Raw genomic sequence first — 11650 nt, forward strand, 5'->3', positions numbered from 1 at the left:
TCGTCAAATCCATTCCCCTGAATAAGCGATCAGAAATCTTGAAGCGTTCACGATTGGCCGGCGGTCGCCGGATGTTGCCCGTTGACCACTCCCGCCGATCTCCTCTCGTCACCGCGTTGAACCGGACGCTGATCTCGATGATACTAATGGCTCAATTTATTCAACCGCCGGGAGACTGACATGAGAGCGACCCTGTCCAGACAGAAAGGAAACATCGCCCACAAGGACATTCTGCTTCATGCACACGCAATTCTCTCGCGCGAGGAAAAGCTCGCGACGCCATAACCCCTTCCTGAACTTCTTCCGCGACGATTCGAACGCCGCTGAACGCGAGCGGCGCTGGTCGCGTATGCGAAAGTTCATCTCCTATTACCGCCCGCATCTGCCTTTGCTGCTGGCGGATCTGCTTTGCGCCATCCTCGTGGCCGCCACCGCCGTGGCGTTGCCCCTCTGTGCCAACATCGTCACAAGCCGGCTTCTGGCTCTGCCGGATGCCCCCGACGCCTTCGCTCAGATCCTTGCCATGGGCGGTGTGATGCTGGCCGTTCTCGCGGTCCAGATAGCGGCGATTTTCTTCGTCGATTATCGCGGCCATGTCATGGGGGCCCGCATCGAGGCGACGGTGCGGCAGGAACTCTTCGAGCATTACCAGAAGCTGTCCTTCAGCTTCTACGATGGCCAACGCACCGGGCAGCTGATGAGCCGCATCACCAACGATTCCCTCTGGCTGGGCGAGCTCTTTCACCACGGCCCCGAGGATCTCTCCATTGCCGTCCTGAAATATGGCGGCGCCATGCTGGTCTTGTTCTTCATCGACCCGCTGCTGGCAACCCTCATCCTGCTGCTCACTCCGGTGGCGGTGGCCTATGCACTCTATTTCAACCGGCGCATGAACCATGCGCTCGAAGCCAGCAAGCGCCAGGTCGCCGCCGTTAACGAGCGTGTCGAGGATGCGCTTGCCGGCATCCGTGTCGTCCAGTCTTTCGCCAACGAAGCATTGGAACGGCAGCGCTTCGCCGCACAAAACCAGCGTTTCCTGCAAAGCCGCGCCGACGGCTACCGCAGCGAGGCCTGGTTTTCGGTAGGCACCGAAACCTTTGCCCAGCTCGTCACCATATTGGTGATCATCGCAGGAGGCCTGCGCATCCTGACTGCGGACCTTACCGTCCCGGATATGCTGACCTTCCTGCTCTGCGTCGGCGTGCTGGTCGATCCCGTGCAGCGGCTCGCGAATTTCGTGCGCCTCTGGCAGGAGGGTTATACCGGCTTCACGAGGGCCATGGAGATCCTGGAAATCGATCCCGATATCACCGATCGACCGGACGCCCGCCCGATGCCGGCGCCAAAAGGCGAGATCAGTTTTTCCGCCGTCGCCTTCGGCTACCAAGCCAATGGTCCCAGGGTGCTGGAGCGGCTTTCCCTCACCATCGCCCCCGGAGAGTTTGTCGCGCTGGTCGGCCCTTCTGGAGTGGGCAAGAGCACGCTTTGCGCGCTGATACCGCGCTTCTACGATGTCGAAGCTGGGGCGATCCGTATCGACGGAACCGATATCCGCGACGTCACGCTGGCTTCGCTGCGACGCCATGTCGGGGTGGTGCAGCAGGACGTCTATCTCTTTGCCGGCACCGTTGCGGAAAACCTGCGTTACGGCAAGCTGGACGCGACCGATGGCGAGCTCGAAGCGGCCGCCCGCGCCGCCAATGCGCACGACTTCATCATGGCTCTGCCGAACGGCTATGACACCGATATCGGCCAGCGCGGCGTCAAGCTTTCGGGCGGCCAGCGCCAGCGCATCACCATCGCCCGCGCCTTCCTCAAAGATCCGGAAATCCTGATCTTCGACGAGGCGACCAGCGCGCTCGACAACGAGAGCGAACGGGCGGTGCAGCAGGCGTTGCTGAGCTTGGCGAACGGCCGGACCACCCTGGTCATCGCCCACCGCCTCTCGACCGTCCGCCACGCCGACCGCATCCTGGTCCTGACGGGCGATGGCATTGTCGAACAGGGCACGCATGATGATCTGATGGCGCGAGGCGGCGTCTACGCCAACCTGCACAGCGTTCAGGCCAGCATCTGAAGCCAATAAAAAGCCCGGTCGAGCCGGGCTTTTCATCATCTGTTTCGGGCTATCCTCAGCCGTTGACGACCATGCGCTTCTCGTCGCGGCCGCCCTTCATTCGTTCGGCAAGCAGGAAGGCGAGTTCGAGCGCCTGGTCGGAATTGAGGCGCGGGTCGCAATGGGTGTGGTAGCGGTCCTGCAGATCGTCGGCTGTGACGGCGCGGGCGCCGCCGGTGCATTCCGTCACGTCCTTGCCGGTCATCTCGACATGGATACCGCCGGGATGTGTGCCTTCGGCGCGGTGAATCTGGAAGAAGCTTTCGACTTCCGACAGGATTCGCTCGAAGGGACGGGTCTTGTAGTTGTTGAGCGTGATCGTGTTGCCGTGCATCGGGTCGCAGGACCAGACGGCCTTGCGGCCTTCGCGCTCGACGGCACGAATGAGACGCGGCAGGTTTTCGGCGACCTTTTCATGGCCGAAGCGGCAGATCAGCGTCAGACGGCCCGCTTCGTTAGCGGGATTCAGAATGTCGATCAGCTGCAGCAGATCATCGGCCTGCAGCGACGGGCCGCATTTCAGGCCGATCGGGTTCTTGATGCCGCGGCAATATTCAATATGCGCATGATCTGCCTGGCGCGTGCGGTCGCCGATCCAGATCATGTGACCTGACGTGGCATACCAGTCGCCGGAGGTGGAATCGACGCGGGTCAGCGCTTCCTCGTAGCCGAGCAGCAGCGCCTCGTGGCTGGTGAAGAAATCGGTCTCGCGCAGGCTCGGGTGGTTTTCCGAGGTGATGCCGATCGCTTTCATGAAATCCATGGTTTCGCTGATGCGGTCGGCAAGCTTGCGGTAGCGCTCGCCCTGCGGGCTGTCCTTGACGAAGCCGAGCATCCACTGATGCACGTTTTCGAGGTTGGCGTAACCGCCCATCGCAAAGGCGCGCAGGAGGTTCAGCGTCGCGGCCGACTGGCGATAGGCCATGGCTTGGCGTTCCGGGTTCGGAATGCGCGACTCCTCGGTGAATTCGATGCCGTTGATGATGTCGCCGCGATAGGCGGGCAGCGTCACGTCGCCCTGCTTCTCGACATTCGACGAGCGCGGCTTGGCGAACTGGCCGGCGATGCGGCCGACCTTGACGACCGGCAGCTGCGCGCCGAAGGTCAGCACGACGGCCATCTGCAGGAAAGCGCGGAAGAAGTCGCGGATGTTGTCGGCGCCGTGTTCGGCGAAGCTCTCGGCGCAGTCGCCGCCCTGCAGCAGAAAACCGTTGCCCTCAGCGACATTGGCGAGATGCTTCTTCAGGCGGCGCGCTTCGCCTGCGAAGACGAGCGGCGGATAGCTGGCGAGAGTGGCCTCTGTTGCCGCCAAAGCGGCTGCATCGGGATATTCGGGAACCTGCAGGATCGGTTTCTGCCGCCAGCTGCTCGGGGTCCAGTTCTCTGCCATTTTACCAACCTCACTCACATCCATTCCTCGGATGCCCTGTCTTAATATCCGGCGGCTTATAGACCTTTAGATCAAGCTTGCAAAGGCCAATCGCCGGAAGCTTTAAACCAGCATATACCATGTCGATTTCCCCATATTTCAGACTTTGCATGTAGAAGCTGAAGGAGTTTCAATTCGGGGACATGTCATGGCGATCTTTCCGCCCGGCTTCATATTGGACCGCTCGGGCAATTTCGGCATCATGACGGCATTGCTGATGGTGCCGCTCGTGGGTGCGGCCGGCATGGCGGTCGATGTGGCCCACGCACTGAGCCTGAGAACGCAGCTCTACGCCGCCGCCGATGCTGCGGCCGTCGGTTCGATCGCCGAAAAATCGGGCGCGGTCGCCGCCGCAATGACAATGAACGGCAACGGCACGGTCTCGCTCGGCAACACCGACGCCCGCAACATCTTCATGTCGCAGACGTCGGGTGAACTGACCGACATTCATATCGATCTCGGCATCGACGTCACCAAGTCCGCCAATAAGCTGAACTCGCAAGTTTCCTTCACCGCGACCGTGCCGACTACCTTCATGCGCATTTTTGGCCGGGATTCGATCACCATCTCCGGCACGGCGACAGCTGAATACCAGACTGCCGCCTTCATGGATTTCTACATCCTGCTCGACAACACGCCTTCCATGGGCGTCGGCGCGACCGCAACCGACGTTTCGAAGCTGCAAGCCAAGACCGGCTGCGCTTTCGCCTGTCACCAGATGGACCAGAGCACCAACAACTACACCATAGCCAAGAGCCTCGGCGTCACCATGCGCATCGACGTGGTTCGCCAGGCTACCCAGGCGCTGACCGATACGGCCAAGGCCGAGCGCGTCAGCAGCGATCAGTTTCGGATGGGTGTCTACACTTTCGGCACCAAGGCCGAGGACGCGAAGCTGACGACGATTTCCGGCCTCACCTCCGACCTGACAAAAGTCAAGAATTATACCGACGCGGTCGACCTGATGACAATTCCTTACCAGAATTACAACAGTGACCAGCTCACGAGCTTCGACAGCGCGATGACGCAGATCAACACTATCATCGACCCCGCGGGCGACGGAACCTCGAATATCAGCCCTGAAAAAATCCTGTTTTTCGTCGCCGACGGCGTCGGCGACAGCTACAAGCCCTCGACATGTACCAAGAAGACGACCGGCGGTCGCTGCCAGGAGCCGATCGACACGTCTTTCTGCAAGCCGCTGAAGGACCGAGGCGTCAAGATCGCCGTGCTCTATACCACTTACCTGCCGCTGCCCAGCAACAACTGGTACAACACCTGGATCAAGCCCTTCCAGAGCGAGATACCGACGAAAATGCAGGCCTGCGCCTCGCCCGGCCTTTATTTCGAAGTCACGCCGACCGACGGCATCGCCGACGCGATGAAGGCGCTTTTCCTCAAAGTCATCCGCGCGCCGCGCATCACCAGTTAACAGGGCTCAGAGGCGCTGCCCATCACGGATGCGGTAGCTCGGCGCATACATGGTGACGAGCTCTTCGGCCGCGGTCGGGTGCAGCGCCATCGTCCGGTCGAAATCGTCCTTGGTGCAGCCGGCCTTGAGCGTGACGCCGAGCAGCTGCGCCATCTCACCGGCATCGTGCCCGAGGATATGAGCCCCCACCACCTTGCGGCTCGCCGCATCGACGATCAGCTTCATGATCATCCGCTCGGACCGGCCCGAAAGCGTCGCCTTCAGCGGCCGGAACTGGGCCCGGTAGACTTCGAGCTCGCCATAACGCTTGCCCGCCTCCTCTTCCGACAGGCCGACGGTGCCGATCTCGGGCTGTGAGAAGACGGCGGTGGGGATCAGGTCATGGTCCGGCCGGGTCGGATTGTTCTTGTACTCGGTCTCGATGAAGCACATCGCCTCGTGAATCGCCACCGGCGTCAGCTGTACCCGATTGGTGACATCACCGAGAGCATAGATATTTTCTACGTTTGTACGGGAATAATCATCGACTATGATGGCGCCGCGCTCGTCGATGGCGACGCCGGCTGCCTCGAGGCCAAGGCCTTCCGCATTCGGATCGCGCCCGAGCGCAAGCATCACGACATCGGCCTGCAGCGTGCCGCTGTTCAGCGTCTCCAGCACCAGCCCATCGTCGGTCTTCGAAACCTGCTGCAGCGTGTCATGACAGAGGATGCGGATGCCCTTGGCGACCATCGCCTCGTGCAGCCCCCGCCTTAGATCCTCGTCGAAGCGGGACAGGATCTCGGCGCCGCGATAGATCAGTGTCGTCGCCACGCCGAGGCCATGGAAGATATTGGCGAATTCCACGGCGATGTAACCGCCGCCTGCGATCACGATCGATTTCGGCAGTTCCTCGAGATGAAATGCGTCGTTGGAAGAAATGCAAAGCTCGTGTCCGGGAAGCGCGACATGCGGGTTCGGGCGTCCGCCGGTGGCGATTACGATCGTCTTAGCCGTCACCGTCTGCCCTGTTTTCACGAGCCGCACCGTATGGGAATCGACGAGTTCAGCGCGCGTTTCCAGAATCTCGGCATTGGCGCCGGCGAGCCCTTTCTTGTAGAGGCCTTCCAGCCGCGCGATCTCCGCATCCTTGGCGGCCACCAGCTTCTTCCAGTCGAAGCTGCTTCGGCCGACCGTCCAGCCGAAACCCGCCGCATCCTCGAAGTGCTCGTGGAATTGCGAAGCATAGACGAAGAGCTTCTTCGGCACGCAGCCGCGGATGACGCATGTCCCGCCATAGCGATATTCCTCGGCAATCGCCACCTTCTTGCCGAGCGAGGCGGCGACGCGCGCAGCGCGCACGCCTCCGGAACCACCGCCGATGACGAAAAGGTCGTAATCATAGGAAGACATGAGAAGCTCCGGAAGGGAATCGCTGGAAGGACGTTGCTGATATAGGGGTGATCATCATAAAAACAAAAGCCCCGCTGCTGCGTCTTACCGTACTCCATGGCCGAATCTTGATCGGAAGGTGCCCCGGTCACCGTTTACGGTTGACCGCGTCGGCAGAGGCTGGCAGGCAATGCACGAGACTGAAAGGATGCCGGAGCAAAAGATGGATCAAACTCTCTTCGCCAACCTGTGCAGGGCCGGCAAGTTCAAGGAAGCGCTCAACCTCGCCATCCAGGGCCACGAGGGCGAAAAATTCACGCCAAGCCGCTTTGCCATGGACAAGAAAACAGGGCTGCCGATCTTCTACCGCGGCAACAAGCGCGTAGAGCCGGATGAGACCGGCGTATGGCAGCTGGCCAAGAGTTCGAAGGATTGGGGCTGATCGCCCGTGGCGTATTTTCTCTCTCGAGGATTTGACGCTCTCAGCCGGTAATGCGGAAATCCCTCGGCATATTCTCGAGCTGAGCCGCTTCCGTCTCGACGCTTGAGACCGATGCCCCTGCAGGTCCGCGCCTCAAACGCTCGATCATCGTCGAAATCGCATTATCCGCTCCAGCGATCAAGACGGAGACAGATCCGTCCGCTTCGTTGCGCACCCAACCCGTTACGCCGAGCCGCAGCGCCTCATCGCGAGTCCACATGCGAAAACCGACACCTTGGACCCTGCCTGATATCCGCACTTGCACCGCCTCGTGATGATCGGACATGTAGCCTCACCAAAACCTCGCCGTTATTGCCGTATCCATCATAACAAAAAAGCCCGGACGATGCCGGGCTTTTGCAAATCTGCGGAGGCAGCCCTTACTTCTGGGCAGCCGGGGCCGGCGCCGGAGCGGGTGCAGGGGCCACTGGGCTCTCGGTTGCCGGCGGTGGCGCCTTGATGACCTTGGACAGCTCGGCATTGCTCTGCTTTTCCAGGTCTCGCGAAATGCCCTGCGCCCAGATGTCGGCAGCCTTGGCCGTTTCGCGGGAGGCGACTGGACCATCGCGCAGCAGCTTCTTGCCGACGTCGGAATTATAGAAATCCGCAATCGCCTTCAGCTCGTCGACCGTGAAGGCCTTGGCATAAGTGAGCGCCGCCTCCTTTTCCAGATCACCGCGGCGCGGCGCCAGCTTCAGCGCCTGCGCGTCGACGGTCGATGAAATGATGTCCTGATAGTTCGGCGAATCCTGGATCAGGCCGGCCTTCAGGCGCTCGGCGAGGCCGGGCAGGATATTGTCGAACTGGGCGGTGGCGCCGATCGCGTCAATCGCCGCGCGCGCAGCCTTCAGCTGCTCTTCGGAAACTTCCTGCGCCTTGACGGCGGAGCCGAAGGCAAGCCCGGAAAGAACGATGGTCGCAGCGGCAAGACGGCCAAGACCTGCAATGTTCATCATAAGTGTATGCTCCTGTTATCTGTTTGCCTGCAGCGTGCGCGCACCCGCAGGACCGGCGATGATCGCAAGTGCCGCCATATTGATAAAGAGCCCGTGTTCGACGACGCCGGGTATGGAATTCAGCTCGCTCGAAAGCGCCTCTGCATCAGGAATGCGGCCAAAAGATGCATCGATGATGTAATGGCCGCCATCCGTGGTAAACTCTCCGTCACCGGACTGGCGCAGGTTGAGCTCGCCGGAAAGCCCGAGCCGAGCGGCGACCTTTTCAATGGCGATCCGCGTCGAGACGAGACCGAACGGATTGATCTCGATCGGCAGCGCGAAGGCGCCGAGTGTCTCGACCAGCTTGCTCTCGTCGGCAATGACGATCATCATCTGCGAAGCGGCGGCGACGATCTTTTCGCGCAGCAGCGCGCCGCCGCCGCCCTTGATCAGCCTGAGCGCCGGATCGACCTCGTCGGCACCGTCAACCGTCAGATCGAGCGCCGGCAGCTCGTCGAGCGACTTCAGCGGCACACCGAGCTCGACACAGAGCCGCGCCGTCCGTTCGGACGTCGGAACACCTTCGACCTGGAAGCCGCCTGCGACCTTCTCCGCCAGCAGACGGACGAATTCTTCCGCTGTACTCCCAGTTCCGATGCCGAGTCGCATCCCGCTTTCGACATGGGCGAGCGCGGCCTCGGCGGCCTTGATCTTCATTTCGCGCGCATCCATGCGCCGCCAGCTCCGAATTATTGCGTTGGGTGTGCTGTTTACACGGCTCGCCTGGCAAACGAAAGTCAAAATCATCACGGAAAATGAAAAGCCGAAACAAACGCCTGCGGCTTACCGCTAATCCTCAGGCCGTTGCTTTCGTCCCCGCGATCGCCTACCGATATCATCATTCCTGGGAATGACGCGTCGTCCATCGAAGCCGCTCGCAAGACGCCCATCGCTCAAAGAGGCAAACCCCTTGACCCCTGCCCCCGCCCCGCTCGTCGTCTTCGATCTCGACGGCACCCTTCTCGACACCCATGCCGATCTCGTCGAAAGCCTGAACCATACGATCGCAGCCCTCGGCCTCGAACCGGTCAGTTATGACGACCTCACTCACCTCGTCGGCCAGGGAGCGCGGGTGATGATCGAGCGCGCCTGCCGGCTGCGCGGCCATTCGCTCGCGGAAGACGGCCTGCCGCTGCTGGTGGAACGCTTCGTCGCCCATTATGCCGGCAATATGCCCGGCCATACGGAACCCTATCCCGGTTTGGTCGCCGCGATGAACCGCCTGAAATCCGCTGACTACCGCCTCGCCGTCTGCACCAACAAGATGGAGAGCCTCGCGCTCGGTCTGCTCGGCAAGCTCGACCTCGCCCACTATTTCGAAGCAGTCATCGGCGGCGACACCTTCCAATACCGCAAGCCCGACGCCCGTCACCTCACCGGCACCATCGAGCGCGCCGGCGGCAATATTTCCCGAACCGTGATGATCGGCGACAGCATCAACGATATCGCCGTGGCCAGAAACGCCGCCGTGCCGTCGATTGCCGTGCCCTTCGGCTACTCGGATGTACCGGTCTCAAGCCTCGATCCGGATGTCATCATCACCCATTACGATGAGCTGACGCCGGAACTGGTGGAAGGTTTGCTGAAGGGTTCTGCGGCCAAGGTTGCCGTTTAGAGACGAGGCTGGCTTCTGACGGCATTCGGTGAGGCACCCCCTCTGGTCTGCCGACCATCTCCCCCACAAGGGGGGAGATTGGCCAGAGGCCTAACCTTCGCGCATCACTAACGTTGCGCAGCTTGCGCCGCTGATTGTTTGGGGAAACCGGTGCTACCAGCCAATCTCCCTCCTTGTGGGGGAGATGTCCGGCAGGACAGAGGGGGGTACCACACGGCACATCCTATCTGAAACACCACCACCTAAAACAAAATGGGCGGCCCAAAGACCGCCCGTCAAAACCGCCACAAATCAGGCGTCAGATCTGCGCCCCACGCGCCTTGGTCGTGGCGTCGAAAGCCTTGTCGACATAGGCGTCACGGCCGTAAACGTCATCGAAATACTCCACCACGCCGTCCTTGTTCGGCCAGGCGGTGAAATAGGAGACGTAGACCGGGATCTTCTGCGGCACTTTCACCGCATGGTTCTGGCCGCTTGCAATCTGCCTGGCGACATCGTCAACCGTCGTGCCGAGCACGGCGGCCGCCATCGCGCGCGGATTGGCAAGACGGACACAACCGTGGCTGAGCGCCCGCATGTCGCGCTTGAAGAAGCTCTTCGAGGGCGTATCGTGCATGTAGATCGCGTGGCTGTTCGGGAACAGGATCTTGAGTTCGCCGAGGGCGTTATCGCCGCTTGGCGGCTGGCGCACCGAAACATTCGCGGTCGAGCCGTACCAGTCGACGCTGGACGAGGCGACGGCATGGCCATTCACCTCAACCTCATAACCGAGCTGATCGAGGTAGTTGGGGTCCGAGCGCAGCTTCGGCAGCATTTCGTTGATGATGATCGACTGCGGCACGCCCCAGAACGGGTTGAACTCCACCGTCTCGATCTCGTCGTTGAAGAAATAGGTCTGGTTGTTCTTGCCGCCGACCACCACGCGCATAGACAGCTGTTCCTTGCCGTCATTGTGGTAGTAGGCCATGTAGGCCGGCTGGTTGATCATGACGTAACGGGAACCCAGATCTTCCGGCAGCCAGCGGACCTGTTCCATGGCGACGACGAGCTTGTCGATCTTCGAGGCATTGGTGTCGCCGCCGGTCATGGCGCGCACCGTCGCCTGGCCGATAACACCATCCGGCTTCAGGCCGTGCTCTTTCTGGAAGTCCTCGATGAGTGAGACGATATCTGGCGAATAGTCGCTGCCTCCGGCGTAAGCTGCGAACGTCGCCGCATGATCGGTCTTCAGTGTCTCGGACCCGTGCTTCTGCAGCGCCTTGACGATATTGGCGATCTCGGGCGAGCTGTCGCCGGGTCTGAGCAGGCCCTGGAGCGAAATGACGATCTGCTCCTCATTGCTATCGGCAGCGCGAAGCTTGGCAAGCTCCGCCTTCAGCGCCTCGAACTGCGTACTATCGGGCGAACGACTGGCGATGTAGGCGCCGGCATTGGGGCTCATGCGGGCAAGCTTCAGCACCGGCGCCAGATTGACGACCTTGCGCTGGAAATCGTGATAGCCGGAAATCTTGTTCGGATCGATGCGGCCGCGGACCGTGTCCTGCACGAAGGCAAGCACCTTGGCCGAAAGTTCCAGCTCGAACTGCGTCAGCGCCCGGTCGCGCGCAGCAGGATCGGGATTGGCCGGATCGACCGCCGGCGCCTGCACGGCGTAATCGGCAGGGTCGAGACCCACGGAAGCCGCATCGGCCAGGGCCGCCATTGCCGACTGGGCGCGCTCGTTGATCTGGTTGCCGTCGACCCAGACGAGCGGATTGCGGCTGTCGCTGTAATAGGTTTCGAGCGCCTTGGCGACGTCGGCATTGGCACGAACCTTGGCCTGCGCCAGGAAGCGGCGCTGCACCACCGGTTCGGAATCGCTCCCAGGAGAAACCTCAGCAACCGCACCAGTGACGATAGGATCGGCAAACTTGCTGGTATCGACGAACTGCAGGGCTTCGGTCTTATAGGTGTAATAACGCGGACCGCTCACCTTCGGCAGCGGCGCCTCCGGATCAAGCCCGCCAAGCGATCCGCCTTCGCCGCCACGTGGCGCCACACGCCCGGGCGGCATCTGATCCATGAAAATGGTGCTCTGGGTCCGCTGCCTGTCGCCGCGCAGCATATCCATCAGCGTATAGGCATGCGCGGGAGCGGCCATCATTGCCAGGCCGCAGGAAACTGCCAATGCGGATACCGCGCTTTTCAAAACGAACGTCATATATATTC

At 61.3% G+C, this 11650-nt stretch carries 10 protein-coding genes; 4 read left to right on the forward strand and 6 right to left on the reverse strand.

The features are described from left to right. Positions 1-238: 238 nt before the first annotated feature. Positions 239-2077: an ABC transporter ATP-binding protein gene (locus ACQ7C1_RS16300; RefSeq protein ID WP_430959021.1), complete on the forward strand. Its 1839-nt coding sequence runs from the start codon at positions 239-241 to the stop codon at positions 2075-2077. A gap of 55 nt (positions 2078-2132) precedes the next feature. Here ACQ7C1_RS16300 and ACQ7C1_RS16305 read toward each other — a convergent pair whose 3' ends face one another. Continuing rightward, positions 2133-3506, reverse strand: a complete 1374-nt coding sequence (locus ACQ7C1_RS16305) for a class II 3-deoxy-7-phosphoheptulonate synthase (RefSeq protein WP_430959022.1) — start codon at positions 3504-3506, stop codon at positions 2133-2135. Positions 3507-3693: 187 nt separating this feature from the next. Here ACQ7C1_RS16305 and ACQ7C1_RS16310 point away from each other — a divergent pair, with 187 nt between their 5' ends. After that, positions 3694-4977, forward strand: a complete 1284-nt coding sequence (locus tag ACQ7C1_RS16310) for a pilus assembly protein TadG-related protein (RefSeq protein ID WP_430959023.1) — start codon at positions 3694-3696, stop codon at positions 4975-4977. A 6-nt stretch (positions 4978-4983) separates the two neighbouring features. Here ACQ7C1_RS16310 and gor read toward each other — a convergent pair whose 3' ends face one another. Beyond that, the gene (gene gor, locus ACQ7C1_RS16315) at positions 4984-6369 is read right to left on the reverse strand and encodes a glutathione-disulfide reductase (protein ID WP_183700149.1); all 1386 of its coding nucleotides are present in this window, start codon (positions 6367-6369) and stop codon (positions 4984-4986) included. Between the two features lie 202 nt (positions 6370-6571). On the opposite strand from gor, the gene ACQ7C1_RS16320 reads away from it, so the two are divergent. Continuing rightward, positions 6572-6790: a hypothetical protein gene (locus ACQ7C1_RS16320; protein WP_041678876.1), complete on the forward strand. Its 219-nt coding sequence runs from the start codon at positions 6572-6574 to the stop codon at positions 6788-6790. Between the two features lie 40 nt (positions 6791-6830). On the opposite strand, the gene ACQ7C1_RS16325 is transcribed toward ACQ7C1_RS16320, so the two are convergent. From ACQ7C1_RS16325 to rpiA, 3 genes are all read right to left on the reverse strand, one after another. Next, complete coding sequence (locus tag ACQ7C1_RS16325; protein WP_183700147.1) at positions 6831-7115, reverse strand: acylphosphatase; 285 nt, start codon at positions 7113-7115, stop codon at positions 6831-6833. Positions 7116-7209: 94 nt separating this feature from the next. Beyond that, a complete protein-coding gene (locus tag ACQ7C1_RS16330; protein WP_097599180.1) occupies positions 7210-7785 on the reverse strand; it encodes a DUF2059 domain-containing protein in 576 nt (191 codons plus the stop codon). A 15-nt stretch (positions 7786-7800) separates the two neighbouring features. Continuing rightward, positions 7801-8499, reverse strand: coding sequence for a ribose-5-phosphate isomerase RpiA (gene rpiA, locus ACQ7C1_RS16335; RefSeq protein ID WP_430959024.1), 699 nt, complete (start codon positions 8497-8499; stop codon positions 7801-7803). Positions 8500-8737: 238 nt separating this feature from the next. Here rpiA and ACQ7C1_RS16340 point away from each other — a divergent pair, with 238 nt between their 5' ends. Beyond that, complete coding sequence (locus ACQ7C1_RS16340) at positions 8738-9442, forward strand: HAD family hydrolase (RefSeq protein ID WP_430959025.1); 705 nt, start codon at positions 8738-8740, stop codon at positions 9440-9442. A 298-nt stretch (positions 9443-9740) separates the two neighbouring features. On the opposite strand, the gene ACQ7C1_RS16345 is transcribed toward ACQ7C1_RS16340, so the two are convergent. Then, positions 9741-11642 (reverse strand): L,D-transpeptidase family protein, encoded by a 1902-nt coding sequence (locus ACQ7C1_RS16345; RefSeq protein ID WP_430959026.1) that lies wholly within the window; start codon positions 11640-11642, stop codon positions 9741-9743. Positions 11643-11650: the final 8 nt, after the last annotated feature.

It is taken from the genome of Rhizobium sp. Nf11,1 (genome assembly GCF_050587665.1).
Taxonomy (GTDB): Bacteria; Pseudomonadota; Alphaproteobacteria; order Rhizobiales; family Rhizobiaceae; genus Rhizobium.

What these genes read in the sequence shown, in the direction of transcription:
- ACQ7C1_RS16300 (WP_430959021.1), top strand. Translation starts at nt 239, where the DNA reads ATGCACACGCAATTCTCTCGCGCGAGGAAAAGCTCGCGACGCCATAAC.
- ACQ7C1_RS16305 (WP_430959022.1), bottom strand. Translation starts at nt 3,506, where the DNA reads ATGGCAGAGAACTGGACCCCGAGCAGCTGGCGGCAGAAACCGATCCTG.
- ACQ7C1_RS16310 (WP_430959023.1), top strand. Translation starts at nt 3,694, where the DNA reads ATGGCGATCTTTCCGCCCGGCTTCATATTGGACCGCTCGGGCAATTTC.
- gor (WP_183700149.1), bottom strand. Translation starts at nt 6,369, where the DNA reads ATGTCTTCCTATGATTACGACCTTTTCGTCATCGGCGGTGGTTCCGGA.
- ACQ7C1_RS16320 (WP_041678876.1), top strand. Translation starts at nt 6,572, where the DNA reads ATGGATCAAACTCTCTTCGCCAACCTGTGCAGGGCCGGCAAGTTCAAG.
- ACQ7C1_RS16325 (WP_183700147.1), bottom strand. Translation starts at nt 7,115, where the DNA reads ATGTCCGATCATCACGAGGCGGTGCAAGTGCGGATATCAGGCAGGGTC.
- ACQ7C1_RS16330 (WP_097599180.1), bottom strand. Translation starts at nt 7,785, where the DNA reads ATGATGAACATTGCAGGTCTTGGCCGTCTTGCCGCTGCGACCATCGTT.
- rpiA (WP_430959024.1), bottom strand. Translation starts at nt 8,499, where the DNA reads ATGGATGCGCGCGAAATGAAGATCAAGGCCGCCGAGGCCGCGCTCGCC.
- ACQ7C1_RS16345 (WP_430959026.1), bottom strand. Translation starts at nt 11,642, where the DNA reads ATGACGTTCGTTTTGAAAAGCGCGGTATCCGCATTGGCAGTTTCCTGC.